The sequence below is a fragment of the Polaribacter sp. Q13 genome, assembly GCF_016858305.2.
GTDB lineage: Bacteria > Bacteroidota > Bacteroidia > Flavobacteriales > Flavobacteriaceae > Polaribacter.
This window is the reverse complement of record NZ_CP074436.1, coordinates 806,539-831,586: the sequence shown is the minus strand read 5'-3', so window position 1 is coordinate 831,586 and position 25,048 is coordinate 806,539. Positions and strand designations below refer to the sequence as shown.

The following is a 25,048-nucleotide window of genomic DNA, read 5'->3' as shown; positions in this document are numbered from 1 at the left end:
GATTTTAAATTATTGATTAATTCTAAAGAGTAACAATCACTTTACCTACTGTTCTTCCTTTTTCTACTTCTCTATGTGCGTCTGCCATATCTTCAAAAGCAAACGTTTTATAGATGTTTGGTTTAATAGCACCACTTTCTAACATTCCTTTTAAGGTGTTCATATCTTTAGCGCTAGAATGCACTAAAATATTAGAAACCGTTTTGTTTTCTTTCTCTGCTATAGCTTTAGCTTCCTCGGGCATATCCATACCAAAAGTGGTAATTACTGTTCCTCCATCTTTTAAAACCTTAGTGGAGTTCACTAATACTTGACCACCTTGAGTATCTAATACAAAGTCGATATCAGATAAGATTTCTTCAAATTTTTGTGTGTGATAATCTATAGCTTCATCTGCACCAATAGACAGTATGAAATCTTTGTTTTTAGCTGATGCAGTTGCAATAACATACGCACCAAAACTCTTTGCTATTTGAATTGCAAAATGACCAACACCACCAGAACCTGCTTGTATTAAAACTTTATCGCCTTTATTTATTTTTCCTTCTAAAATTTGTAATGCCGTTAAAGCAGCCAAAGTGGTCGCAGCAGCTTCTTCAAAAGAAACGTTGCTTGGCATAAGTGCTAAATGAGCTTCTGGAGCTGCAACAAATTCTGCGTATGCTTTACCTGCTCCAGGAAAGTTTACCATCCCAAAAACAGTATCACCTACTTTAAAATCGGTAACGGCTGTACCAGCCTCAGTTACTGTTCCTGCAATATCCCATCCTAAAATAACTGGACGATTTTTACCGTACATTGAATCCAACATTTTGTCAGCGTACTTTGGCTTTACATCTGCAGGGTTTAATGAAATTGCTTTAACAGCAACTAACACTTCGTTTTCTTTTATGCTTGGCTTTTCTACTTCTGCTAAATGAAGGTTTTCTGGTCCTCCTGCTTTTTCTAATACTATTGCTTTCATAATGTGTGTTTTTAAAAAAATTATATTTGATGAATTTGATTAAAATAAAGGATTATCGTTCGCAGATTTATCTCCTTTATTGAAGGTGTTAAACGCATCCCAATGTTCAGAAATTTTACCGTCTGTAATTCTAAAAACATCCATTGTAGAGGTTCTATCACCTTCTTTATTTGTAATTACTTGTACAAAAACTAGGTCTTTTTCTGCAACAATAAGATTGAAGTTGAGTTTAAATTTAGGAGCATCTTTTAACCAAATAGGTAACATTTCTTTAAGCGCTTCTCTACCATCTGCAACATTAGGGTTGTGCTGAATGTAAACTGGACCAACATATTTATCTATGTTTTGATAATTCTGGTTTCCGAAGAGGTCTTGATAAAAATCTGTTACTACTTTTTTGTTTGCCTCTAAAGTCGCTTGCTCCTGATTTTGAACTTCTATTTTAGATTCCAAATTTGTAATGTTTTCATTTAATTTTTTTAATTCCCCAGAATTATCAGAACAAGATGCTAATAAGATAGCACCAATTAAGACTACTGTTAGTTGTACTTTTTTCATAATTTTAATTTTAGTTATTTGTTAATTTTAATGACACTACAAATCTATAAATGTCTTGTAGTTTAGTAATGGTAAATAATGTACCTTTAATGGTGTATTGTGTCCGTAATTTATTTAATATCAATATTTTATGATTTAATTAACAAGCCGAATATTATTTTTTATCGTAAACCACAGTCATCCCTTTACCTTGTTTTAAGGTCAATCGCATCTGTGCAGCATTTACTTCGATTACAATTTCGTCATAACCCAAATCCAAATCGCCAATTTTACTTGTACGCGTAAAGAAAGTATCTTTCCAATCCCAAGTTCCCGTTAGTGTTTTTCCGCCAAAGACTCCAAATATTTGTCCGTCGTGAGAAGCTACAGATGTACCTTCTTTATCACCGTAAAAATTATCGGCAGCTAATTTTAAATACTCCTCTTTTGTTTTAATTCGATGCCAGTTATCATCAATAGTCTCGCTAGAAACCAAATTATTCGGAACTGAAAAAGCTTCAATTTTATTACTAAAGAGAATTGGAGCGTATAGTGTATTGCCTAGAATACTTATATCTGCTAAACCTTTTGGAAAAGTTCCAATTAACTTTTTGGCATTATCGTTAATAAAAAACAAATCGCTAACCGTACCACCTGTAACTAAAAATCCATCTTTAACTGCTGCTAAACCATCTAAAGCACCTAATTGATACGCACTTTTAATCATCGCAGCTGTTTTGTCTTTTAGGTTGACTTTATATAAACTACCATACTTATCTGGAGTTAACTCTAATGATAATTCTGCACCAAAATCAGCAATAATTAAATTATCATCTTGGATGAAAATTCCGTTTGGATGTTTAATTTCTGGTGTTTGAAACCAAACTACTAGTTTGTTATTTTCTAAAGTGAAAATTTTTCCGCCCGCAATATCAGAGATAAAAACCTGTCCAGTTTTAGAAACTACAACATCATTTAATGAAACCACATCTGTTGATGTAAAGCTATTTATCAGCTTACCTTTTTTTACATCAATTATATGAAGTTCCTTACCATCACCTACAAACAAATTGTCTTGGTATAAAGCTATACCAGCAGGGTTGTTTAACCCTGTAACCCATTTATAATTATCTACTTTACCATCCTTTGTAATTCGGCTTATATATCCTTTTTCATTCTGATTTACGTTAGAAACATACAACCAATCTTCAGTTGGAGAAGCTACTATAGACTCTGGCATAGCAAAACCCTCTAATTCCCAGTTTTTAATTAATTCATTAGAAGAATTAACTTTTGTAGTCGCCAAATAATTGGTTTCATCTAAAACTTCTTTCAAAGCAAAGATTCCATTGTTTGCAGCCGGAAAACCAGTATAGAGACTCAACAAAATCATCGTTTCAGAAATCTCATTTGGAGTTACACCAAGGTTAAGTGCAGCCTTCATATGCGACTTTAATTGCGATTTTGCATTGGCTTGTGTAGTAAGACTAGCTATTATTAGTAATTCTTTTGTCTTAAAATCTAAACCCGGTCTGCTATAAATTTCTCCAAAACCATAACGAATAATATAATCTGCCATATCTGGAGACACGCTTTTAAAAGCGGCTTCCAAACCTTTTGAAGCGCCATCGCCATTTACCTCGTTTACAATTTTTACACCTGTTTTATAGTTGTCTTCTTTTGTGTTTTGCGCAATAGTTGTAAAAGAAAAAAACAATGCTAAAACTAATATTATGTGCTTTTTCATAATATTATTATTTTCCGTTTTGTTTAGCTGTAGCCTTTGGTGCTGCACCTTGTTTTAAATCTTTATTCCTGAATTTTTCAGTTTCTGGAAGTTGTAAATTCACTTGATTTACTTCTTGAATTTCAATAGAAAGCTTATCAAATTTGATATCCTCTAAATGTCCGCCCAATTTTATATCGTCTGATAAAAAGTGAAAATGCATTCCTGGAATAACGATGTTTCCTAGATAATCTGGTGTAAATAAACCTACCAAAGTCCCCTTAATGTTGTCTCTAGTATACATTACACGTGTATCTAAATATTCAAATAAAGACACATCTTCATTCTCTACTTTATGGGCAGAAGCCATTTTTAAGTGCTTAAATTCACCTTTAATTCTATACGCGTAAAAACTATTTTTAGAGGTTGAATATTTTTGAAGCTCTCTAGTTAAATCTTCATAAGACTCAATATTTTCAACAGTTACGGTTTGTTTCGGTTGAAAGTTTATCATCGTCATATTTGGTGATTCTAAATCGTCTGGTGCTTCTGCGATTCCGCCTTCGGCATCAATCGTATAGACCACTCCGTCTACAGCAACCAGCTCTCCAGCCAAATGATTTACGGTTCCAATACCAATATTACCTTGCTGTACCATTTGTTGTGGCGTAATATTACCTTCATAAATACTATTTAATAAGGCAACCGTTGGTGCATATTGGTGAATGGTATTTTCGGTATGAGGCGCCAAACCGTGTTTGTCCGTATCCTGAGAATGTGAATGTCCGTGCGCTTCTTCCGAAGTTGACATTGCTTCTTTTTTAGTCTCATTTCCGCAGCTTGCTAAAAGCGCCAACGAAAATAGTAGTATTAGTTTTTTCATAATAGTAGTTTTTAGTTGAAGGTTAATGAGTATTAAATTTCTTTAACGAAATTCATATATTGCTTTAAATCACCAATTACAGCTTCTTCCATAAGTTTACCTGTTTTTTCTGCGTACGGTTGGTGAAAGTGAATGTCCCACACATCAGATTCTTTTCTCCAATGTTCATATACAGCCAATGTGTCTTCTTGGTCGTCTACTGTGTATAGATCAAAAAGAATGTTTCCTTTTTCCTCTTTTCTGGTATGTGTAATGTGGTCTTCAAACTGATTTAAAAGTTGTGCTTTATAACCATCTTTCAATTTAAAAATGAAGAAAATAATAAATACTTCGTCTTCTGGGTTTGTAGATTTAGTTCTTTCTGGTAACGGGTTGGTATCACCTAAGAAATAAAAATCTGGCGCACTTGCTAATGCTGTTTGCCCTACTTCCATTAACTTTTTTGTGTGTGGCTCATTATCGTGAGAAGTTATTGCTGCTTTATCTGCCCAACGTTCGTAAACAAAAAATACATTGGCATCTGATTTAGATACAAATACTTTAATTTCTTTATTGCCAGCTTCTTTTTGCGTTGCTGCTTGTGCTTCTTTTAAGGTTGCTGCAAAACTAGTTGCGTGTTCTGGTTTTGCTGTAAATTTTACTATGGTGCTTTTCATAATATGATTTTTTATAGTGTTCTCGTTTATTTTATAATTTGGTAATTATGGTTTCTTCTGAAAATCTAGATTTTGGAAGTTTAGCATTGAAATCGGTGTCTTTTCTATAACCTAAAGACACAACTGCTAAAGCCGTATATCCTTTTTCGCGTAAGCCGAATTCTTCATCTAAAGCTTTTACATCTACACCTTCCATTGGGCAAGCGTCTATGCCTAAAGCTGCAGCACCTAATAAAAGAGACCCCATATTTAAGTAGACTTGTTTTTCCATCCAATGTGGTAAATCTTTAAGGTCGTATTTATGAATATCTGCAAACAACATACGTCCACCGTGCATTTGGTCTTTAAATTCTTGTGCAGCAAAACGACCATCTTTATCTTCTTGCTCTAAAATACTAGTCATATAAACATCATCTGCATTTGTACGAGCAGCAATAACAATTACGTGAGAGGCATCTAAAACCTTAGGTGTATTAAAATGAAAAAATCCTTGTGTTCCTTTTGCAATACGAGCTTTCCCTTCTGCAGTATCTGCAATTAAAAAATGCCAAGGTTGTAAGTTTACACTAGATGGACTTAAACGTAATAAATCTTTTACTTGTTTAAAATCTGCATCTGAGATCTTTTTAGTAGCATCAAATTCTTTTACGGAATAGCGGTTGTTTAAAATTTCAGTTAAATTCATTTTTGTTATATTTATATGTTGATTCGTTATACTATCATTTTTATAGTGACAAAGGTATATATAGTGTAAGTATTGTGCAATAACGGTCGTAAAGTATAGTATGAAATAAATTATTAACTAACTGATTTAAAGTTTTTTAAAAATAAAAAAATAACTATAAAAAATATAGTTGCATACTAAATTAAAGCTAATTAGATTGCACTCTATGTAAGCAACAAAAGAATAACGTATTTGTATGTTACTTTATAAATTTATATAGAAATGGACAAAAAATAACTGTTTGAAAAAAAACAAAAATTAAGGTTAACGATAAAATATCCTTTTGTCCAACAAGTGCCGCTATGGAATTGATTGGCGGAAAATGGAAAAATGTGATACTTACCCATTTAATAGGTGTCAAAAAACGGTATAACTAATTACGAAAAGAAATACCTGGTATTACAGAGCGCACATTAAGTTTGCAACTAAAGCAATTAGAAGCAGATGGTATAATTTCTAGAAAGGCGTTTTATACAAAACCTCCTTTAAAAGTAGAATATGCGCTTACAAAATTTGGAAAAGGTTTAATACCTATTCTTAAAATGATTACTGATTGGGGAATTACTGTTGCTCAAGAGAAGGGAGAATTTATTGAATCATAGCATGTGTTTATAACAATTTTGAAGTTAAAATGAGATTCCTCATTCGGCTAAAAAGGCTCATTTCGGAATGATAAACTATATAACCTCGTAAGCTTTTGCACTTGCCAGCTTTTAATATGTACAAAATAACTATTTATAATTTTGTATTGTTAAGTTTACCATGAACTTGTATATATCACAAAGGTTTTAAAAACAAAAATGAATAGTTTTATAAATTGAATACTTTTAAAATTATAACCTAGAATTGGTGAAAAAGAGTTTAAGTTTATGGAATCTGAATTAAGAAGCAGTTTAATTCATTTTAGCGTTGAAAAAAATAAATTGTGGGGAGAGCAGGATTCGAACCTGCGAAGACGTAGTCAACGGAGTTACAGTCCGTCCTCGTTGGCCGCTTGAGTATCTCCCCTTTATTTATTATTTCAATGAATAAGCTAAATACCTCTAATAATATGTTGTTCTATTGAGTCTAAAAAAGGACTCGAAATCTCCAACTTACTGATTATAAATTAGCTACTATACATCAGCTTTAGTGATAAAAAACCACTTATTTTTCTAAAGGTCTGCGAATATACAAAGTTTTAATAAATGTCCTAAAAATATTTTATTTTTTTTCAATTATATTTTTCAATAGTATATTAAGTCGTCATAGAGTTTAGATATAAAGGCCTTTGTCTATAGTGCTTTCCGGCTATTGTGCGCTGCTAATTATGTGAAATTACGAGATTGTTAATCAGTGTAATACGTGTTTTTCTCTCGTTATTTTGTGGTTTGAACCAATCTTTTAGTTTGTAATATGTGGCTGCAATTGTAAAATCGACTTTTTATTTAAAGATACTTTTCCACATTAAGAGAATATAAATTACAGCTACTAAAAGAAAGGAATCTATAAAGTAGGCTCTCGTGTGCTTTCTCTTCTTATTCTAAAGAATTTAAAACCACTTGTAAGTTTTAATGATATAATAGCTTAATTTAAAATTTTGAAAAAAAATCTGTTTTATTGAAGGCTTCCGTTTTAGTCTTCCTCTATTTTTTTTGTTTTTAATCGGTTGTTTCTAAGGACTTTTACAAAAAAGCCAAACATTATGATTATGAAAAACGAAAACGGTAACGAAGTAATAATTAACAAACGTTGCACCGCTTCTAAAACATTTACACTGGCTTTAATATTACCTAAAAGAATTAAAGCAATGGTTGCCAGTAAAATAAAAACAGACCAGATTACACGATGGGTTTTACTTGGGTTTTTAGAGCCATTATCTGTAAACATACTTAATACAAAAACGGCTGAATCTACAGATGTAATTAGAAAACTGATTAATAGAAAAATAGAAGTAATATTTAAAAATGTAGCGAATGGATACTGCTCAAAAAATACAAAAATGGATGAAAATACATTTCCAAATTGGTTGTTGTACACTCCTCAAGTTTCTATGAAATGAAATGCAGAAGATCCAAAAAAAGCAAACCAAAAGAAGGTTCCTAAACTCGGAATAATTAAAACACCCAAAAGTAGTTGCCTTATGGTTCTACCTTTAGAAATACGTGCTATAAAAATACCGGTAAAAGGTGCCCAAGCCAACCAAAATGCCCAATAATAGAAAGTCCAATCTGTTAAAAAATCTAAACCAGGATTGTAATTACCAATGGCCAAACTCATCGGTATAAAATCGATGATATATTGATACAAAGCAGTAAAAAAAGAACTTAATATACGTTTTACATCACTCGTAAAAAAGACAAATAACAAAATGATTAAAGTGACAATAATGTTTAAATTCGAGAATATTTTGATTCCTTTATTCACACCTTTCCAAGCAGAATAACACGCAATTGTTGAGATAAATACGCATAATAGAATGGTTGATGTAATACCGAAATCAGCATCAAAAACATGACTTAGCCCACCGTTAATCTGCGTTGTTCCTAAACCAATAGCGGCAATTAAACCAAAAATAGTGGTGATAATGGTAATGATATCTACGCCACCTTTTATTGGTTTACTTTTAATTCGATCTTCTATGGTAGCACTAATTCTTACTTTCTTTTTATTTACATGAAGCGCATACCCAACAATAACAGCAAATAATCCGTAAAATGCCCAAGCGGTAATTCCCCATTGATAAAATGTAAATTCTAATGCAACAATTTCATTGGGCAAACTAGAAGTAAAAGGCGGATTTTGTTGCATAAAAACAGGCTCTTGTACTGCTCTTAATAAAATTCCAGATCCCATTCCGGCACTATACAACATGGCAATCCAAGACCAAAGTGAGTATTCTGGCTCTGCGTTTGGTTTGCCCAATTTTATCCTTCCATATTTAGAAAATGAAATCAATAAAAGCGCCACAACACAGCCAAAACCTAGATATAAATAAAAGTATCCAAAATAATTCCGAACCCATAAAGAAGTATTTTCAATTACGTTATAACTTTCTTCGGTGGCAAAAAATACGACTAAAGTGCATAAAAAAATGATACCTACCGAAATAGATAAAATAACGTGTTTTTGAATGTATTTTAGCATTAAATCTTGATTTTAAGCAAAAATAAGGATTCGTTTTTAAATACGAATCCTTACTTAAAAAATGCAATTACTGTTTAAGTGTTGTTCTGTTTAGCCAGAATCTTTAATGTTTCAAGCCCGAGACTTCATTTGTTCCTGTTATTAAGATGCTTTTATTCTTCACAGATTAAGCACTTTGAATACTTTAGAACAACTATATTTGGTTACAAAATAAGTATCATGAGTTTTTATCAGCAAATAGCACCGTATTATCATCATATTTTTAAAATTAATGAAGCACAAATTAATTTTATCACCTCTAAAATACCTGAAAATAATGCTAAAATACTAGATGTTGGTTGTGGTATTGGAACGCTTTCTTTTGAGTTGATAAAATACTATAAAAGTGTACTTGGTGTTGATATGGATGCAGAAATGATACAAACAGCGCTTAAGAATAAGAAAAGTAATTCTGATACAATTCAATTTGAGCAACTAAGTATGCTTGAATTAGATACTTCAATTGATAAAAATTCTATCAATGGTATTATTTGCTTTGGAAATACCTTAGTTCATTTGAATTCAATAATTGAAATAAATGATTTTTTGGAACAAGCAAAAACAGCACTCACTTTTGACGGAAAATTATTACTACAAATAGTGAATTATGATAGAATTATTGCCAAAAATATTAAGGAATTACCACGAATAGAAAATGATGAAATCATTTTTGAACGTTCTTATAGGTATCGAAAACCTCAAAATAAAATTGATTTTAATACACGATTGACAGTAAAAACTACCCAACAAATAATAGAAAATAGTATTGAATTATTACCATTATTAAAAAAAGACATGGCTCTTTTATTAGAGAAGGCTGGTTTTAAACATTCTAATTTCTATGGTAATTTTAATAAAGATCCACATTCCGTTGAGAGTCCTGCTTTAGTTGTAGAAGCTTGGTAATAGTCAATAAAAAACATTTTATTTCACCAATCTTGATTTTCTATAATTTGATCATTCAATAAAAAAGTTTAACCAATTTTTAGTATGATTAAAGGTATATTTAATTGTTTGGTTTTTTTAGTTACGCGTTCTGCAGGATCTGTCCATATCTACACGGGGCGTATTTTCAAAAAAACCATTATAGCTAAAAGGTTAGCGATAATGGTTTCGTTTATTAATTTTGGAATGATAATAACAAATAAACATCAAAATGATTGATTAAATTCATTTGGTATAATTAAAAAAAATTACTCGTAATATTCACAAACAGCTTTAATATTTTTTATAATATTAATTTTATAAAGTAACAATCACTTTACCTACTGTTCTTCCTTTTTCAACTTCTCTGTGTGCGTCTGCCATAGCCTCAAATGCAAAAGTTTTATAGATATTTGGTTTAATAGCTCCGCTTTCTAACATCCCTTTTAAGGTGTACATATCTTCGGCACTAGAATGCACTAAAATGTTAGCAATTGTTTTGTTTTCCTTTTCAGCTAAAGCTTTCACTTCTTCAGATACATCTGGTGCAACAGTTGTAATTACGGTTCCTCCATTTTTTAGAACCTTTACTGAATTTTCTAAAACTTTACCTCCTTGTGTGTCTAAAACAAAGTCGATATCTGATAAAACTTCTTCAAATTTTTGTGAGTGATAATCAATAGCTTCATCTGCACCAATAGACAATACAAAATCTTTGTTTTTTGCGGAAGCAGTAGTAATTACATACGCTCCGAAGCTTTTAGCAATTTGAATAGCAAAATGACCAACACCACCAGAACCAGCTTGAATTAAAACCTTATCACCTTTATTAATTTTTCCTGATAAAATTTGTAGGGCAGTTAATGCCGCTAACGTAGTTGCTGCAGCATCTACAAAAGAAATAGTATTAGGCCATGATAGCTAAATGTGCTTCTGGCGCAGCAACAAACTCAGCATACGTATTACCAACACCGGGAAAATTTACCATCCCAAATACTTTGTCTCCTATTTTTAGATTAGTAACTTCTGATCCTATTTCCGTAACGGTACCTGCCAAATCCCAACCTAAAATTATTGGTCGTTCTTTACCGTACATCATACTCAACATCTCGTCTGCGTACTTTGGTTTTACGTCTGCTGGGTTTAACGAAATTGCTTTAACAGCAACTAATACTTCGTTCTCTTTTATACTCGGTTTTTTAACTTCTGCTAAATGAAGGTTTTCTGGTCCTCCTGCTTTTTCTAATAATATTGCTTTCATTTTGGTATGTTTTTTATTGATTATTTATTTGGAAATAACATTTTCGCACTTCCTAATAAGTAATTTCTCCATCCAAAATTTGGATAGGCTTTATCCATTTTCTGAATGAATTCTTCGCTGTTTTTAGATGTAGCTAGTAGTATTTTCATTTCTTTAAGATAGTTGATTTTAATCGTTACGTCTCCAGAAGTTTCAGGTGCACTGTGTGAAGAAAAATAGGTGGTATATCCTTTTTCTTGAAAAGCGGAAAGCTCGTTAATTACCGTATCTATAAATTCAGTATTGAAAATCATGGTATGATTATCATGACCAACCATATGTAAGTGAACTGCCTTTATTTCTGGTATTTCTACATCAAACCCAAAACCAGTAGGTGTAATAATAAAAGGAATTCCTGAAATATTTTGAGCTCCTGCCTTTAATAAATCAGTTGGTACAATAGTTGTTTCATCAAGGTCTTCACCTGAAACTTCTGCTAATTTTGAGAGCGATTCATTACCAGAATTCGTCATATAATCTAAAGATTCTTGATTAGAATATATATGGTTAAATTTTAGTTTATCCGTATCAAAAAAGTGCTTTCCTATTAAATGATAAGAAACCATCACATCAATATTTGTGTAACCTAAACCAACAATATAATTTACAAGTTCCTTGTAATTATCTTTCATTGGTGGTGTTTCAATCAATACTCCTTTTCCGTTTTTTTCAATAAAAAAAGCGTGTGTATTAAAAAAACCTTTGGTTTCGTAAACGTGAACTTTAGTTTGACCGTAATCAAAAATTTGCATCATACCCTTATCTAATTGTACTGCTTTTGTGTTTTCATTAAAAGTTCTCATACTAGGTTCTTGAGCAGAAATTTCCTGAATACCAACTGCAACGATAATTCCGTAAACTAGTGCTGTAATTATATTTTTCATTTTAAAAAATTTTTAAATTTCAGTTACAAAATTCATATACTGTTTTAAATCTCCAACAACAGCTTCTTCCATTAATTTACCTGTTTTTTCTGCGTAAGGTTGGTGAAAGTGAATGTCCCAAACATCAGATTCTTTTCTCCAATGCTCATAAACAGCCAATGTATCTTCTTGGTCGTCTACTGTATATAAGTCAAAAAGAATGTTTCCTTCTTCCTCTTTTCTGGTATGTGTAATGTGATCTTCAAACTGATTTAAAAGTTGTGCTCTAAATTCTGTTTTCAACTTAAAAATGAAGAAAATGATAAATACTTCATCTTCTGCGTTTGCAGATTTAGAATGGTCTGGTAACGGGTTTGTATCCCCTAATAAATAAAAATCTGGAGCACCTGCTAATGCAGTTTGCCCTGCTTTCATTAACTTCTTTGTGTGCGGCTCGTTATCGTGAGATGTTATTGCTGCTTTGTCTACCCAACGTTCGTAAACAAAAAATACATTGGCATCTGATTTAGATACAAATACTTTAATTTCTTTATTTCCAGCTTCTTTTTGCGTTGCTGCTTGTGCTTCTTTTAAGGTTGCTGCAAAACTAGTTGCGTGTTCTGGTTTTGCTGTAAATTTTACTATGGTGCTTTTCATAATATGCTTTTTTATAGTGTTCTCGTTTATTTTATAATTTGGTAATTATGGTTTCTTCTGAAAATCTAGATTTTGGAAGCTTCGCATTGAAATCGGTGTCTTTTCTATAACCTAAAGATACAACTGCTAAAGCCGTATATCCTTTTTCACGTAAGCCGAATTCTTCATCTAAAGCTTTAACATCTACACCTTCCATTGGGCAAGCGTCTATACCTAAAGCAGCAACTCCTAATAAAAGAGACCCCATATTTAAATAGACTTGTTTTTCCATCCAATGTGGTAAATCTTTAAGGTCGTATTTATGAATATCTGCAAACAACATACGTCCACCGTGCATTTGGTCTTTAAATTCTTGTGCAGCAAAACGACCGTCTTTATCTTCTTGCTCTAAAATGCTAGTCATATAAACATCATCTGCATTTGTACGAGCAGCAATAACAATTACGTGAGAGGCATCTAAAACCTTAGGTGTATTAAAATGAAAAAATCCTTGTGTTCCTTTTGCAATACGAGCTTTCCCTTCTGCAGTATCTGCAATTAAAAAATGCCAAGGTTGTAAGTTTACACTAGATGGACTTAAACGTAATAAATCTTTTACTTGTTTAAAATCTGCATCTGAGATCTTTTTAGTAGCATCAAATTCTTTTACGGAATAGCGGTTGTTTAAAATTTCAGTTAAATTCATTTTTGTTATATTTATATGTTGATTCGTTATACTATCATTTTTATAGTGACAAAAATATGTATAGTATTATTGTCTTGCAATAACGGTCAAGAAGTATAGTATAAAATAATTTTATAGTTAATTATAAATCAATATTTTAAGTATTATTTTTTTTACTATACAAAATATAGTTGCATACTAAATTAAAGTCCATTAAATTTGCAAAAGAATCTATTAAAAAGAGCGTACATATTCGTATGCTGCTTTCATAAATATATATCATTATGGACAGAAAAGAACTGTTTGAAAAAAAGCCAAAGATTAAGATCAACGATAAAATATCGTTTTGCCCAACCAGTGCAGCAATGGAACTTATAGGCGGAAAATGGAAAAGTGTAATTCTTACTCATTTAATTGGTGATAAAAAACGCTATAACGAATTGCGAAAGGAAATTCCGGGAATTACTGAGCGTACTTTAAGTTTACAATTGAAGCAATTAGAAGCGGATGGCATCGTAAGTAGAAAAGTGTTCACTAAAAAACCACCTTTAAAAGTAGAATACAAGCTTACCGAATTTGGTGAAACCCTTACCCCTATCTTAAACCTAATTGTAGAATGGGGTTTACACGCAGCAGAAACAAAAGGTGAGTTTATTTTTGAAGAATAAATGGTTGCAACCTAATTATTGATATAGCAAGTGTTATAAAATCCGTTTACTTGCTCAATTTCAAAATTCTAATGGCTCCTTGAACTACCAAAATAAAAACAATTGTACCAATAATTAAATCGGGTTTACTAGAGTGCAAACAGTTAACGAGAACTCCAGCTATTATAACGCCCAAATTAATAATCACATCATTGGAGGTGAAAATCATACTCTCTTTCATATGGGCTTCTTCTTTACTTTTTGATTTTTGCAAAATATAAAGACAAATTCCGTTTGCGATAAGGGCAAAAATAGAAACAATAATCATAGTCGAAAAATTGGGTAGGTTCTCGTCTCCAAAAAACCTTCTTAAAACTTCTACAAAACCAATAACAGCAAGTGTAATTTGAAAATATCCTGCAAGTTTTGCAATCCGTTTTTTCTTAATTACAGTTCCGCCAACCGCAAACAAACTAATTCCGTAAACAAAACTGTCGGCAAGCATATCTAAACTATCCGCTACAAGTCCCATTGATTTTGAGAAAATTCCTGTTGTCATTTCGATAATAAAAAAGACGAAATTGATAATCAATACAGACCAAAGTCGCTTTTTCTGATTTGCATTTTCTTTAAATTCCGTTTGATTGGTTTGTTCAGTTGCTATTTTTTTTCCTCCTAAATTCAGTTCGCTAATAGACTTTTCGATTTGGTCCATTTCTCCGTTATGAAAAACGGTTAATTTTCGATTTGGAATATCAAAGTCTAAATTTGCAATGCTTGCAATTCCGTCTAATTTCATACGGATTAGATTTTCCTCTGAAGGACAATCCATTTTGGTTATTTCAAATATTGTTTTATTCATTCTGTTTATGACTTAATTAGATGATAACTTTTCTGCTATTTTTAAAGCAGAAATAACCGCACCTTCCATATATCCTCCAAATTCTGTAGCTGTTTCTGTTCCTGAAAACAATAATTTTCCATTCATATAACTATCTTGTAATGATGAATGTCCATTGTTTTGATGTGGTCTTTGTATCATTTGATTTTCACATAATACAAATTCCTTTCTTACTTCTTGAAGATAAGATACAGCTCCTCCATTTAAAAAGCCTGTAAAGCCAAATTTGTTTTGTTCAAAATTCGTATGATCGTACATTTCTGTAACAATTCCTGAGTGGCTATACAACATTCCAGAAAACCCTTTATTTCTCCAAAAAGGTTCTTCATGTTCTAACACAAATTTTATAGCACCTGCCATCCAAGTTTGAACACTTGGCAATAGTTCAGAAATAGAATCAGGTAATTCTGGTGAAAACTTCATTTTTAAACCTACTAATTGTGGTGGTAAACAGAGTATAACTTTATCTGCATAAAGTTTTTCTCCATTGGAAGTTAGAACTATTAGATCACTATTAAATTCAGTAATACCAACAACTTTTGTATTCAGACGTATATTTTTAGAAGGTAATTTTTGAGCTAATGTATTGATAAGTTTTTGTGTTCCGCTTTTTAAACGATAGGAAGGGTTTTCAGATTCGGGAACAAAAAACTGTTGCGGTGGTTTAAATGATTTGGTTTGAAATAACGAAGTCCCTTTTGAATACTGTGGGTATTTTTCTAAGCCCAATTCATCTATAAGCGACAATAAATTCTGGTGCATATCCGAAAACCAAGTTGCTCCCAACTCTAAAGGTGTTTCTAATGCTCCTTTTATGGTTTGAATTCTTCCATCTACTCTTGAAGATGCTTCTAAAATTTTTGATTCTATTCCTCTTTTTTATAATAAATAAGCTAACGTTAATCCGCTTAACCCACCTCCTATAATTATAATTTTTTCTTTCATTAATACATTTTAAGCAAAAAAAGCTATCGTAAAAATACAATAGCTTTTATAATTAACGTTAAATTATTGTTGGCTGCTAGAAAATACCAACCTATTTACACAGGCTAGTATACACGTATTTGCAATTCCTAAATATACAATTGGCCAGCTAAAACCAAACCAATAAAGTATCGGTATCCAAAAGGTAAATATGCTCCATATAGAAGACATACAAATTGGACATTGTATAATTGGTTTTCGTAAGTATTTATTGACTTTGTAATGTGTGTATTCTTTATGAAACTGCACGCCAGAATTAGTTAGCGTTATAATAATTTTTGGGTCTATCCGTTTTATGCGCTCGTTTAACAGGTTTATAAAGGCTACAAAATCGCTGTCGTTTCTAGTTAATAAAATTTCATTATCTGAACTATTAATGTCGAACTCGGGAATTTGTACTCGTAATTTTTCAATAAGTGCTTTAAAATAATCCCCTTCAAAAACTACAATTTCTTGTCGTGATTTCATTACCATTTTTTTGAATGGAAATAATATCATTTCGCTGTCGTTGTTTGTATTAACCACAACGTGTTTTTATATGGTTGTTTTGTGTTTTAAACAACTAATTTAGTAAATAATAACTAAATAAAAAGTCCTCACAAACTTTCGAAAGTTTGTGAGGACTTAGCAATAAATTATATACGGCTTAAGTTTGTAATTCATTATAGATTCATAAGTCCAAATGCGTTTTTCAGTATCAACATTTATTTTATATATAGTTGTCTCAAATACCCATTCTAAAATCAGCAATACTACTTTGTAACAAAGAAGATTCTTCAAATATCACACTGGTTCCTTTACCAATAGGAGATTGAGCGCCGAATCCTGCCCACAATTCAGCCGGATAATCGTTTTTAAAGAGTCTAACAAGCTGCCATTTTTTGTTATCTAGTGAATAATAAAAACCAATTGTCTTTACGTCCGAAGAAATTTTCATATAAGCACTTGTAGTATCAATCACATCGTGATTATTATCGTCCGACGTTTCGATGGTTCTAACAGTTACAATACGAGCTTTTTTTCGTTCATCTAACTCAAAAGCAAATTTAAACCATAATTTAGGATTTAAATATATATACATAGTACCTGCATCATAGGTGTCTATAAATGTTGGAGTAACTTTAGAGGTGAATGTAAAAGGTTTCGTATTGTCTATTTTTGTTAGTAAAACTGGAGCTGAATTGTTAGACAGTTTTCCATCTGGATCATTAAAATTATCACATTTAGCATTACTTTTAAGTGTTAATTTATCTCCTTCAATAGAGGTTGTCGCTTTTGCATTGTTAATCGATTTGGTAAACTCAATTCCCGATACTTTTATATTACACTCTTCCCCTTTAGAAATTTCAGGGGTATTTTTATTACTTGTTGTTGGTTTGCTATTACAACTACTCAGTATTGCAATTACAAATAGCATGTTCATCCATATTTTTTTCATCATTTATTATTTATTTATCATTAATTATAAGGGGTACTATTGTTGATAGTGGTTTTTAATAAGCATCAACAAAAAGCACTTGACCAGTAATAAACCCATCAACCGAACGTTCAAAAGCTTTACCAACTAATCTACCAGGAACTGGTTCAAAACCAGGCATCATTTCACCATAAACATCCCAAGCCTCTTCTAAAACAGTTGGGTTTATTGAGTTTACTCGGATTCCTCTTGGCATTTCAAAAGCAACACATTTAACAAATGTATCAATAGCTCCACTAGTAGTAGCATCAGCAATTGCAAAAGGTATAGGCTTCGTATTTAAAATTCCTGTTATTAAAGTAAATGACCCCTTATCTGCAATATATTCTTGACCAATACGTACAATGTTTATTTGTCCCATCATTTTACTTAAAATGGTACTCATCCATTGTTCTTCGGTCATTTCAGTAAAATTTGCATATTCACAAACACCAACAGTGTTTACAACAGCATCAAAATGACCAACATCTTCGTATAATTTCCTTAATGATGCTTCGCTTGTAATATCTACTTGAAAGTCATAGCTATCAGCAGAACGTCCAGCAGTTATGATTTTGTGTTTTCCTAGCCCCGTAAGAGCAGCTTGTCCCATTTTTCCGTTTGCTCCAATTAAAATTATTGTTTTCATATAATATCTGTTTTTAAATTATATGCAAATTTATGAAGCACTAAAGGTTTATGAAGAGGACATTTGTCTAATACGTAATATTAGCCCTTATTCGACTTAGGTGACGTTGTGTAACGCCTAGGTAAGAAGCTATATAGTGTAGTGGAATCTCTTTGATATATGTAGGTTGCGTTGTAATTAAATCTAAATAGCGTTGTTGAGACTTATCTTTTTGATGATTAAATATCCATTTTTCTAATTCAACATATTCCTTTTCGGCAATAATTTTCAAAAAATGCAACCAATTACTATTTGATTTGGCTAAATTTTCTAAAGTTGCTTTTGGTATTGAAATTATTTCAGCATCTGTCAGAGCTTGAATGTTTTCTTCAGATTTTTTTTGTGAAATAAATGAAGAATAAGCCATTAATAATTTATTAGGAAAAGTGAAACAATATGTGATTTCATCGTCATTATTTGAAAAATAATAAGAACGAAAAATTCCACTTTTAACAAAAGCTATAGAGTCGCAAATTTCATTATTATTAATATATAAATCGCCTTTTTTTAATAAAATAGTTTGAGATAAATTCAAGAAATCATTAATCTCTATGTCGGTAAATAAATTAAATGATTTTAAATATTCTTTCATTTCTTTCTTTGATGTTTGGTATGCTCAAATTACCGCCAACTCGTTTATATGTATCACTACTATGATACTTTATTTATTATGCTAATGTAAGATAAAACAATGAAAATTATTACGTATATCAGAGCAAAACAAACATATGTTAAAAAATATTCTTGGTATCTCAAAATCCCTAGCCCAGATAGAAGTGGAGCTCTTTTTAATCTTGCCTTTTTTGGCAAGGTTAAAAAAGCGGGAACGGATAGCTGGAAATAGCTCCAAAAAAAAACTAATATCATCAAATTTCACCTAACAAAAAAAGAGCTTTTGGACCATGTAATCACATTGGTCGCAAAAGCTCCTTTTTAAAATTAAATCTTGTATTATTTAGGCAAGCATAGTCATTTTATTCACTGTAAATTCCGCAATAGCATCTTTGGCCCCAGTTTGGAACGCTACGTAATGAGGCGTTGCAGCGTGTAAAGTAAGTGCCTCTGCATCTTTCCAGTTCTCATACATTGTAAATGTATTGGAGTCGTCATTGTCTTGAAGGCAGTTGTAGTTGATACAACCCGCTTCTTTAACACTACTGGCAACTAGTTTTAGTAATTCGGTTTTAACCAATTCTCTATTTTCTTCTTTGGCTACAATTTTAGCCACAACCGTTATTTTACTCATGATTTGTTTGTTTTTATGCTAACAAAATTATAGCATTTAGATGGCTTTACTGCCTAATTTAACGTTCTCTTCTCAGTTAAATTTGGATTGAAAAGCCAACCAATTTGCTGAAATATGATCTCTATTTTTTAGTTTTCTTTAAATAGTCTGGTAACTCTTTAGACAACCAATCTTGACGTACAGGAACGTGTACATCTAAATCTACCGTTTCTTCTAAAGCCCAAAATTCGTGTGGTACATTTTCAGGGAAAACAATTACTTCTCCTGCTCCAACTTCTACAAATGTTTCTTTACCATCAATAATAGTCTTGATTTTTACTTTACCAGACATGATGTAGGTGATCTGTTCGTTTGGGTGTTTGTGCCAAGGAATATGTGCGTCTTTCTCTAAATTGAAAATAGTCATTTGTCCTTTTTCACCATGAAACCACTTCCTTTTGATTCCTTTTCCGATAGTTTCCGATGCCATATCATCAAAATTGAAATGTTGCACTTTTGATGTTGCTACAGAATCTATAGTATTTACTTGCGCATTTGCAGTATTGTTCGCAAATAATGCGGTTACAGCTACTGCTGCTATAATTGATTTGAAATTCATTTTATGTTTTTATATAAATCGTCAGTTTGAGTGAAATTCTTTTTCAGAATTTTGTATCGAGAACCATTCTTATTGATGTGCTTCTCGATACAAATTTCTTATATCTTCAATCAAAATATATTTTGATTTTCAATAACTCAAAATTCACTCGAAGTGACGTACGCTTATGATGATTTTTTAATAATCTAGATTGTCAGTTCGAGTGAAATTCTTTTTAGAATTTTGTATCGAGAACTTTCTAAACTATGAGTCTTCTCGATACTAATTTTTTCGTGCCTCAAAATTCACTCGAAGTGACGAAACGTTATTATTTGTTTTATTCAGTCTAAAATCCCTCTAAAACTATTTTACCTTTTGCTTTACCTGTTTCTAAAAAAGCGTGTGCTTTACGCAAATTTTCAGCATTTATAGTTCCGAAGTTTTCACCTAAAGTGGTTCTAATTGTTCCGTTGTCTATTAATTGAGAAACGTTGTTTAAAATGTTGTGTTGCTCAATCATATCTTCTGTTTGAAACATAGCACGCGTAAACATTAACTCGATGTGCGTGGATACTGCTTTCCCTTTAAAAGGCATCACATTCATTACTTTTGGATCATCAATAAAACCGAATTTCCCTTGTGGTTTAATCAGTTTTACAATTTCATCTACATGTTGTTCAGTAGCATTTAAACTCACCACATATTCTGGCGCAGGAAGGCTATATTTTTCAAACTCTTCGCTCAATTTATTTCTGTGGTTGATAACCGTATCTGCACCCAATTCTTTTAACCAATCGGTAGTTTCTTCGCGAGAAGCAGTAGCAATAATGTTAAGTTTTGTTAGCTTTTTAGCTAATTGTACTAAAATAGACCCCACACCACCAGCAGCACCAATAACCAAAATAGATTTATTGGCATCGTCCTTAGAAACCTCTAACCTATCAAACAACATTTCGTAAGCAGTAAGAGATGTTAATGGTAAGGCAGCAGCTTCAGCATACGATAAACTTGTTGGTTTTTTACCGACAATACGTTCATCTACCACTTGAAATTGTGCATAACTACCCTGACGCGTAAAATCGCCAGCATACCAAACTTCATCACCAACATTAAAAAGAGTAACATCTTCACCAACTTCCTTTACAATTCCGGTAGCATCCCAACCAATAATTTTCCAATCGTCACCTTGTACAGGCATATTTGCACGTACTTTGTAATCTGCAGGATTTACTGAAATGGCTTTAATTTCAACCAAAACATCTCTTCCTGTTGCTTTTGGAGTCTCTATCTCTATGTCTTGTAAAGAATTTACATTGTCTATTGGTAAATTCTCTTTATATCCTATTGCTTTCATCTGAATTAAAATTATATTACAGTGATAATTTCGCCTTCTACTAATCTAGATTTTGGAGTTTTGTCAGTAGAATTAAAATCAGATTCGGCTCTATATCCTAAAGAAACAGCTACTAAAGATGTAAATCCTTTTGCTCTTAATCCAAATTCTTCATCTAAAGCTTTTACATTAATCCCTTCCATTGGTGTTGCATCGATTCCTAAACTAGCAACTCCTAATAAAAAGTTACCAATGTTAAGGTATACCTGCTTTTCCATCCAATGTTGATAATCCTTTAAATCAAATTTATGAATATCAGCAAAAGCGTTCATTCCCCCGGACATTCCATTCTTTATGTCTTCATTAGGAAACCTTCCGTCTTTATCCTGTACTTCTAAAAGGTGTTTAAAAAAAGTATCATCTGCACCTTCACTAGTTTTTGAACAAAACAATACTACCGCTGATGCGTTCGTTATTTTTGGTTCATTAAAATGAAAAAAGCCTTGTGTTCCTTTTGTCATACGTGCTTTACCTTCTGTAGTTTCAGCAACGATAAAATGCCAAGGTTGCAGGTTTATACTTGAAGGACTCATTCTTAATAAGTTTTTAACCTGTGCCATATCTTCTTCAGATATTTTTTTGGTCGTATCAAATTCTTTAGTAGTATATCTCCAGTTTAATGTTTCTTGTAAATTCATTTTTATATGTTTTTTATTTAACTATCATTTTTATAGTGACAAAAGTAAGTATAGTATTAAAACCTCACAATAACGGTCATAAATGATAGTACAAAAATAAATAGAAAACTAACCTGAATTGATGTATAAAAAAAGGGAATATTGGTATAATTAAAGGTGAATTAGAGGCTAATTCTTAAATTTTTCATAAAAATGACAATAAACACTCTTTTAAAACAATAAAGCGTACCTTATATTTAAGTTAAACCTTGATTAATACCATTTCTGGTTTTATCCAACCCATCTAAAGGTTAGATTTATTCGTGGTCTAATTTTTTTTGTAGTCTTAGGAATTTTATGCTTCCAATTGTCTTGAGTAGCACCTTGCATTAGCAACAAACTACCGTGTTTTAAAGGAATATCTAACCGATTTAAATCTATACGAGTTGCGTGCTTCAATTGAAAAGGTCTCGTTTCTCCAAAAGTAACGGAGCCGATAACCGTGTTTTTACGTTGATTTGCTTCATAATCCTGATGCCAATCTACGCTATCTTTTCCATCTCTATAATAATTAAGTAAACAGCGAGTAAATTTAATGTCTACCTCCTGCTCTATGCGATTTTTGATAAACAATAAATCGGCATTCCAAGGTTGCATTTTACTGTCGTTTTCTGCATAGGAAGCATTTTCGCTTGTGGCTCCATACCAAGCGGTTAATCTTGGTAAATCTACTTGTTTACCGTAAATAGTCATTTGGTCTTGCTCCCAATTGGTGTTTTTTAAAAGACTATTATACAATCTATCGCTTTCTTCTATTGAAAAGAAATTCTCAAATAAAGTAACAGCAGCACCAGGTAAATTAAATTCCGTTTTATGGACCTCGTTAGTCGAAAACAAATCTATTTGATTGAATGATTCCATAATTACTCTATTCTTTATTATTAACTTTTAGTCGGTTTTTTCTAAGATCTTTTACAAAAAAGCCAAACATAATGATGATAAAAAATGAAAATGGCAACGACGTAATAATTAACAAGCGTTGCACAGCTTCTAAAACATTTACATTTGCCTTAATATTACCTAAAAGAATTAAAGCAATAGTCGCTAATAAGATAAAAACAGACCAGATGACACGATGCGTTTTATTTGGATTTTTGGACCCTTTATCCGTAAACATACTTAGCACAAACACAGCAGAATCGACAGAAGTTATTAAAAAACTGATTAATAAAAATATAGAGGTTATATTTAAAAATGTTGCGAACGGATAGTGTTCAAAAAAAACAAAAATAGATGAGAATACATTCCCGAATTGGTTATCGTAAGTGCCCCAAGCTTCAATTAAATGAAAAGCTGAAGATCCAAAAACCGAAAACCAAAAGAAGGTTCCTAAACTTGGAATAATTAAAACGCCTAACAACAACTGTCTTATGGTTCTTCCTTTAGAAATACGCGCAATAAATATACCTGTAAAAGGTGCCCAAGCCAACCAAAATGCCCAATAATAGAAGGTCCAACCTGTTAAAAACTCTAATCCTGGATTATAGTCTCCAATTGCCAAACTCATTGGTATAAAGTCGATAATGTATTGATACAAAGCAGTAAAAAAAGAAACCACAATGCTTTGCATATCGCTGGTAAAAAAAACGAATAACAATATCACCAAAGTGACAATAATGTTTAGTTTAGAAAATATTTTAATCCCTTTATTAACGCCTTGCCAAGCAGAATAACACGCTATTGTAGAAATAAAAACACACAAAATTATAGTTGTTATTAGTCCAAAATCTGCACTAAAAACGTGATTTAATCCACCATTAATTTGAGTCGTACCCAAACCAATAGCCGCAATTAAACCAAAAACAGTAGTGATAATGGTAATAATATCTACACTAGCTCTTATCGGTTTGCTTTTAATACGATCTTCTATGGTAGCACTAATTCTAACTTTCTTTTTGTTGACGTGTAATGCATAACCAACAATAACTGCAAATAATCCGTAAAATGCCCAAGCAGTAATTCCCCATTGATAAAACGTGAATTCTAATGCTACAATTTCATTGGATAATCCAGATGCAAAAGGCGGATTTTGTTGCATAAAAACAGGCTCTTGTACTGCTCTAAGTAGAATTCCAGAGCCCATGCCTGCGCTATACAACATCGCAATCCAAGACCAAAGTGAGTATTCTGGTTTAGAAGATGCTTTCCCTAATTTTATGTTTCCATATTTAGAAAATGCAACCAATAACAATGCTACAACACAACCAAAACCTAAGTACAAATAGAAGTAACCAAAATAATTACGAACCCATAATGAGGCACTTTCAATAGCATTATAACTCGCTTCCGTTGCAAAAAACACAACTAAAGTGCATAGAAAAATAATACCTACCGAAATAGATAAAATGGAATGTTTTTGAATGTATTTGAGCATTTATAGTGATTTGTTTAAAACAAAAATAAGGATTAGAATATAAATTCTAACCCTTACTTTTTTTCTCTGTAGATATTTTAAATTTAGAAACTTATTTACTAGCAGTTTCTAAAAGTTCTAAATCTTCTGAATCTAAATTTAGTTTTGGTGCATCAAACAACGTTTGTAGTTGATGCTCACTTGTAGCACTAACAATTGGAGCCGCAATATTTGGTTTTGTTAGTAACCAAGCCAAAGATACCGTTGCAGGTTTACTATTGTGTTTTTCAGATATAGTGTCTAAAGCTTTAATTATACCTAAACCTTTTGCATTTAAATATTGTCTTACACCTTCACCTCGTACACTTTTCTTTAAATCATCTTCAGAACGGTATTTACCCGTTAAAAAACCACTTGCTAAAGAATAATAAGTCATTACACTTAAACCATATTCCTCAACAATATTAGCATATTGAGTTTCATAATTTTCGCGCTCAACTAAATTATAATGCGGTTGTAAAGCAATATATTTAGGTAAATTATTTTCTTCTGAAACTTTAAAAGACTCTAACAAGCGTTCTGGTGATAAATTAGAAGCAGCAATATGCCTAACTTTACCTGCTTTTATAACTTCGTCATAAGCAGATAACGTTTCTTCTACAGGTGTTAAATGATCATCAAAATGTGTATAATATAAATCTATATAATCTGTTTTAAGACGTTTTAAAGATTCATCAACCGATTTTAAAATGTGTTTTCTACTAATATCATTCGGATGTTCCTTTGTTTCAGATCCTACTTTAGTAGCAATAACCATTTGGTCTCTGTTACCACGAGCTTTCATCCATTTACCAATAATTGCTTCAGATTGTCCTCCAACTCCATTTACCCACCAACTATAAGTATCGGCAGTATCTATAAAATTGAATCCAGCTCCTACAAAAGTATCTAGAATTTTAAAAGATTGTTTTTCATCTAATGTCCAACCAAAAACATTTCCACCAAAATTAATACGAGATACTTCTAAATCTGTATTTCCTATTTTTATTTTTTTCATATTTAA

Annotated in this window: 27 protein-coding genes, 1 tRNA gene and 2 pseudogenes; 4 read left to right on the top strand and 26 right to left on the bottom strand. The window is 31.8% G+C overall.

What is annotated here, in order from left to right; all coding sequences use genetic code 11:
* Positions 1–22 precede the first annotated feature (22 nt).
* From JOP69_RS03290 to nfsB (JOP69_RS03265), 6 genes are all read right to left on the bottom strand, one after another.
* The gene (locus JOP69_RS03290; RefSeq protein ID WP_203392505.1) at positions 23–964 is read right to left on the bottom strand and encodes an NADP-dependent oxidoreductase; all 942 of its coding nucleotides are present in this window, start codon (positions 962–964) and stop codon (positions 23–25) included.
* A 39-nt stretch (positions 965–1,003) separates the two neighbouring features.
* Positions 1,004–1,522: an ester cyclase gene (locus JOP69_RS03285; RefSeq protein WP_055445952.1), complete on the bottom strand. Its 519-nt coding sequence runs from the start codon at positions 1,520–1,522 to the stop codon at positions 1,004–1,006.
* A gap of 154 nt (positions 1,523–1,676) precedes the next feature.
* Entirely contained in the window at positions 1,677–3,248 is a 1,572-nt protein-coding gene (locus JOP69_RS03280) for a carboxymuconolactone decarboxylase family protein (RefSeq protein WP_203392506.1), read from the bottom strand.
* A 7-nt stretch (positions 3,249–3,255) separates the two neighbouring features.
* Positions 3,256–4,110 carry an acetolactate decarboxylase gene (gene budA, locus JOP69_RS03275; protein ID WP_203392507.1) on the bottom strand — a complete coding sequence of 285 codons (855 nt, stop codon included), beginning with the start codon at positions 4,108–4,110 and terminating at the stop codon, positions 3,256–3,258.
* Positions 4,111–4,142: 32 nt separating this feature from the next.
* Positions 4,143–4,766, bottom strand: a complete 624-nt coding sequence (locus JOP69_RS03270) for a putative quinol monooxygenase (RefSeq protein ID WP_203392508.1) — start codon at positions 4,764–4,766, stop codon at positions 4,143–4,145.
* 31 nt (positions 4,767–4,797) lie between these two features.
* A complete protein-coding gene (nfsB, locus tag JOP69_RS03265) occupies positions 4,798–5,451 on the bottom strand; it encodes an oxygen-insensitive NAD(P)H nitroreductase (RefSeq protein WP_215602649.1) in 654 nt (217 codons plus the stop codon).
* 341 nt (positions 5,452–5,792) lie between these two features.
* On the opposite strand from nfsB (JOP69_RS03265), the pseudogene JOP69_RS03260 reads away from it, so the two are divergent.
* Positions 5,793–6,092: pseudogene (locus tag JOP69_RS03260) on the top strand (winged helix-turn-helix transcriptional regulator).
* Between the two features lie 324 nt (positions 6,093–6,416).
* On the opposite strand, the gene JOP69_RS03255 reads toward JOP69_RS03260, so the two are convergent.
* Both JOP69_RS03255 and JOP69_RS03250 read right to left on the bottom strand, forming a co-directional pair.
* A tRNA-Tyr gene (locus JOP69_RS03255) sits at positions 6,417–6,498 on the bottom strand.
* Positions 6,499–7,104: 606 nt separating this feature from the next.
* A pseudogene (locus JOP69_RS03250) lies at positions 7,105–8,616 on the bottom strand (BCCT family transporter).
* Between the two features lie 219 nt (positions 8,617–8,835).
* On the opposite strand from JOP69_RS03250, the gene JOP69_RS03245 reads away from it, so the two are divergent.
* Positions 8,836–9,561: a bifunctional 2-polyprenyl-6-hydroxyphenol methylase/3-demethylubiquinol 3-O-methyltransferase UbiG gene (locus tag JOP69_RS03245; RefSeq protein WP_203395085.1), complete on the top strand. Its 726-nt coding sequence runs from the start codon at positions 8,836–8,838 to the stop codon at positions 9,559–9,561.
* A 336-nt stretch (positions 9,562–9,897) separates the two neighbouring features.
* Here JOP69_RS03245 and JOP69_RS18780 read toward each other — a convergent pair whose 3' ends face one another.
* The 5 genes from JOP69_RS18780 to nfsB (JOP69_RS03225) all read right to left on the bottom strand — a co-directional run bounded on the left by JOP69_RS18780 (position 9,898) and on the right by nfsB (JOP69_RS03225) (position 13,084).
* Positions 9,898–10,320 (bottom strand): zinc-binding dehydrogenase, encoded by a 423-nt coding sequence (locus tag JOP69_RS18780; protein ID WP_368378383.1) that lies wholly within the window; start codon positions 10,318–10,320, stop codon positions 9,898–9,900.
* Between the two features lie 166 nt (positions 10,321–10,486).
* The gene (locus JOP69_RS18775; protein WP_368378171.1) at positions 10,487–10,840 is read right to left on the bottom strand and encodes an alcohol dehydrogenase catalytic domain-containing protein; all 354 of its coding nucleotides are present in this window, start codon (positions 10,838–10,840) and stop codon (positions 10,487–10,489) included.
* 20 nt (positions 10,841–10,860) lie between these two features.
* Positions 10,861–11,763 carry a hypothetical protein gene (locus JOP69_RS03235; protein WP_203395084.1) on the bottom strand — a complete coding sequence of 301 codons (903 nt, stop codon included), beginning with the start codon at positions 11,761–11,763 and terminating at the stop codon, positions 10,861–10,863.
* Between the two features lie 12 nt (positions 11,764–11,775).
* On the bottom strand, positions 11,776–12,399 hold the full coding sequence (locus JOP69_RS03230) for a putative quinol monooxygenase (protein WP_203395083.1): 624 nt from the start codon (positions 12,397–12,399) through the stop codon (positions 11,776–11,778).
* Positions 12,400–12,430: 31 nt separating this feature from the next.
* Positions 12,431–13,084: an oxygen-insensitive NAD(P)H nitroreductase gene (nfsB, locus tag JOP69_RS03225; protein WP_203395082.1), complete on the bottom strand. Its 654-nt coding sequence runs from the start codon at positions 13,082–13,084 to the stop codon at positions 12,431–12,433.
* Positions 13,085–13,347: 263 nt separating this feature from the next.
* Here nfsB (JOP69_RS03225) and JOP69_RS03220 point away from each other — a divergent pair, with 263 nt between their 5' ends.
* Entirely contained in the window at positions 13,348–13,731 is a 384-nt protein-coding gene (locus JOP69_RS03220; protein ID WP_203395081.1) for a helix-turn-helix domain-containing protein, read from the top strand.
* 46 nt (positions 13,732–13,777) lie between these two features.
* Here JOP69_RS03220 and JOP69_RS03215 read toward each other — a convergent pair whose 3' ends face one another.
* The 6 genes from JOP69_RS03215 to JOP69_RS03190 all read right to left on the bottom strand — a co-directional run bounded on the left by JOP69_RS03215 (position 13,778) and on the right by JOP69_RS03190 (position 18,331).
* Positions 13,778–14,572: a cation transporter gene (locus JOP69_RS03215; RefSeq protein ID WP_203395080.1), complete on the bottom strand. Its 795-nt coding sequence runs from the start codon at positions 14,570–14,572 to the stop codon at positions 13,778–13,780.
* Between the two features lie 12 nt (positions 14,573–14,584).
* Positions 14,585–15,481, bottom strand: a complete 897-nt coding sequence (locus tag JOP69_RS03210) for an FAD-dependent oxidoreductase (protein WP_203395089.1) — start codon at positions 15,479–15,481, stop codon at positions 14,585–14,587.
* A 138-nt stretch (positions 15,482–15,619) separates the two neighbouring features.
* Positions 15,620–16,063: a hypothetical protein gene (locus JOP69_RS03205; RefSeq protein WP_203395079.1), complete on the bottom strand. Its 444-nt coding sequence runs from the start codon at positions 16,061–16,063 to the stop codon at positions 15,620–15,622.
* 256 nt (positions 16,064–16,319) lie between these two features.
* A complete protein-coding gene (locus JOP69_RS03200) occupies positions 16,320–17,036 on the bottom strand; it encodes a DUF1349 domain-containing protein (protein ID WP_249987092.1) in 717 nt (238 codons plus the stop codon).
* Between the two features lie 52 nt (positions 17,037–17,088).
* Positions 17,089–17,700, bottom strand: a complete 612-nt coding sequence (locus JOP69_RS03195; RefSeq protein WP_203395078.1) for a short chain dehydrogenase — start codon at positions 17,698–17,700, stop codon at positions 17,089–17,091.
* Positions 17,701–17,767: 67 nt separating this feature from the next.
* A complete protein-coding gene (locus JOP69_RS03190; protein ID WP_203395077.1) occupies positions 17,768–18,331 on the bottom strand; it encodes a Crp/Fnr family transcriptional regulator in 564 nt (187 codons plus the stop codon).
* 99 nt (positions 18,332–18,430) lie between these two features.
* On the opposite strand from JOP69_RS03190, the gene JOP69_RS03185 reads away from it, so the two are divergent.
* Positions 18,431–18,583, top strand: coding sequence for a hypothetical protein (locus tag JOP69_RS03185; RefSeq protein WP_203395076.1), 153 nt, complete (start codon positions 18,431–18,433; stop codon positions 18,581–18,583).
* A 111-nt stretch (positions 18,584–18,694) separates the two neighbouring features.
* Here JOP69_RS03185 and JOP69_RS03180 read toward each other — a convergent pair whose 3' ends face one another.
* The 7 genes from JOP69_RS03180 to JOP69_RS03150 all read right to left on the bottom strand — a co-directional run bounded on the left by JOP69_RS03180 (position 18,695) and on the right by JOP69_RS03150 (position 25,042).
* Positions 18,695–18,985, bottom strand: a complete 291-nt coding sequence (locus tag JOP69_RS03180; protein ID WP_203395075.1) for a putative quinol monooxygenase — start codon at positions 18,983–18,985, stop codon at positions 18,695–18,697.
* 121 nt (positions 18,986–19,106) lie between these two features.
* Positions 19,107–19,583 (bottom strand): cupin domain-containing protein, encoded by a 477-nt coding sequence (locus tag JOP69_RS03175; protein WP_203395074.1) that lies wholly within the window; start codon positions 19,581–19,583, stop codon positions 19,107–19,109.
* A 325-nt stretch (positions 19,584–19,908) separates the two neighbouring features.
* Entirely contained in the window at positions 19,909–20,916 is a 1,008-nt protein-coding gene (locus tag JOP69_RS03170) for a zinc-binding alcohol dehydrogenase family protein (protein WP_203395073.1), read from the bottom strand.
* 11 nt (positions 20,917–20,927) lie between these two features.
* Entirely contained in the window at positions 20,928–21,593 is a 666-nt protein-coding gene (nfsB, locus tag JOP69_RS03165) for an oxygen-insensitive NAD(P)H nitroreductase (RefSeq protein WP_203395072.1), read from the bottom strand.
* Positions 21,594–21,863: 270 nt separating this feature from the next.
* Complete coding sequence (locus JOP69_RS03160; protein ID WP_203395071.1) at positions 21,864–22,493, bottom strand: alpha-ketoglutarate-dependent dioxygenase AlkB; 630 nt, start codon at positions 22,491–22,493, stop codon at positions 21,864–21,866.
* Positions 22,494–22,500: 7 nt separating this feature from the next.
* Complete coding sequence (locus JOP69_RS03155; RefSeq protein WP_203395070.1) at positions 22,501–24,006, bottom strand: BCCT family transporter; 1,506 nt, start codon at positions 24,004–24,006, stop codon at positions 22,501–22,503.
* 91 nt (positions 24,007–24,097) lie between these two features.
* Positions 24,098–25,042, bottom strand: a complete 945-nt coding sequence (locus JOP69_RS03150) for an aldo/keto reductase (protein WP_203395069.1) — start codon at positions 25,040–25,042, stop codon at positions 24,098–24,100.
* Positions 25,043–25,048: the final 6 nt, after the last annotated feature.

Bases quoted from the DNA above. Each gene is read 5' to 3' on its own strand.
- JOP69_RS03290 (WP_203392505.1), bottom strand. From the start codon at position 964: ATGAAAGCAATAGTATTAGAAAAAGCAGGAGGACCAGAAAACCTTCAT.
- JOP69_RS03285 (WP_055445952.1), bottom strand. From the start codon at position 1,522: ATGAAAAAAGTACAACTAACAGTAGTCTTAATTGGTGCTATCTTATTA.
- JOP69_RS03280 (WP_203392506.1), bottom strand. From the start codon at position 3,248: ATGAAAAAGCACATAATATTAGTTTTAGCATTGTTTTTTTCTTTTACA.
- budA (WP_203392507.1), bottom strand. From the start codon at position 4,110: ATGAAAAAACTAATACTACTATTTTCGTTGGCGCTTTTAGCAAGCTGC.
- JOP69_RS03270 (WP_203392508.1), bottom strand. From the start codon at position 4,766: ATGAAAAGCACCATAGTAAAATTTACAGCAAAACCAGAACACGCAACT.
- nfsB (WP_215602649.1), bottom strand. From the start codon at position 5,451: ATGAATTTAACTGAAATTTTAAACAACCGCTATTCCGTAAAAGAATTT.
- JOP69_RS03245 (WP_203395085.1), top strand. From the start codon at position 8,836: ATGAGTTTTTATCAGCAAATAGCACCGTATTATCATCATATTTTTAAA.
- JOP69_RS18775 (WP_368378171.1), bottom strand. From the start codon at position 10,840: ATGAAAGCAATATTATTAGAAAAAGCAGGAGGACCAGAAAACCTTCAT.
- JOP69_RS03235 (WP_203395084.1), bottom strand. From the start codon at position 11,763: ATGAAAAATATAATTACAGCACTAGTTTACGGAATTATCGTTGCAGTT.
- JOP69_RS03230 (WP_203395083.1), bottom strand. From the start codon at position 12,399: ATGAAAAGCACCATAGTAAAATTTACAGCAAAACCAGAACACGCAACT.
- nfsB (WP_203395082.1), bottom strand. From the start codon at position 13,084: ATGAATTTAACTGAAATTTTAAACAACCGCTATTCCGTAAAAGAATTT.
- JOP69_RS03220 (WP_203395081.1), top strand. From the start codon at position 13,348: ATGGACAGAAAAGAACTGTTTGAAAAAAAGCCAAAGATTAAGATCAAC.
- JOP69_RS03215 (WP_203395080.1), bottom strand. From the start codon at position 14,572: ATGAATAAAACAATATTTGAAATAACCAAAATGGATTGTCCTTCAGAG.
- JOP69_RS03205 (WP_203395079.1), bottom strand. From the start codon at position 16,063: ATGAAATCACGACAAGAAATTGTAGTTTTTGAAGGGGATTATTTTAAA.
- JOP69_RS03200 (WP_249987092.1), bottom strand. From the start codon at position 17,036: ATGATGAAAAAAATATGGATGAACATGCTATTTGTAATTGCAATACTG.
- JOP69_RS03195 (WP_203395078.1), bottom strand. From the start codon at position 17,700: ATGAAAACAATAATTTTAATTGGAGCAAACGGAAAAATGGGACAAGCT.
- JOP69_RS03190 (WP_203395077.1), bottom strand. From the start codon at position 18,331: ATGAAAGAATATTTAAAATCATTTAATTTATTTACCGACATAGAGATT.
- JOP69_RS03185 (WP_203395076.1), top strand. From the start codon at position 18,431: ATGAAAATTATTACGTATATCAGAGCAAAACAAACATATGTTAAAAAA.
- JOP69_RS03180 (WP_203395075.1), bottom strand. From the start codon at position 18,985: ATGAGTAAAATAACGGTTGTGGCTAAAATTGTAGCCAAAGAAGAAAAT.
- JOP69_RS03175 (WP_203395074.1), bottom strand. From the start codon at position 19,583: ATGAATTTCAAATCAATTATAGCAGCAGTAGCTGTAACCGCATTATTT.
- JOP69_RS03170 (WP_203395073.1), bottom strand. From the start codon at position 20,916: ATGAAAGCAATAGGATATAAAGAGAATTTACCAATAGACAATGTAAAT.
- nfsB (WP_203395072.1), bottom strand. From the start codon at position 21,593: ATGAATTTACAAGAAACATTAAACTGGAGATATACTACTAAAGAATTT.
- JOP69_RS03160 (WP_203395071.1), bottom strand. From the start codon at position 22,493: ATGGAATCATTCAATCAAATAGATTTGTTTTCGACTAACGAGGTCCAT.
- JOP69_RS03155 (WP_203395070.1), bottom strand. From the start codon at position 24,006: ATGCTCAAATACATTCAAAAACATTCCATTTTATCTATTTCGGTAGGT.
- JOP69_RS03150 (WP_203395069.1), bottom strand. From the start codon at position 25,042: ATGAAAAAAATAAAAATAGGAAATACAGATTTAGAAGTATCTCGTATT.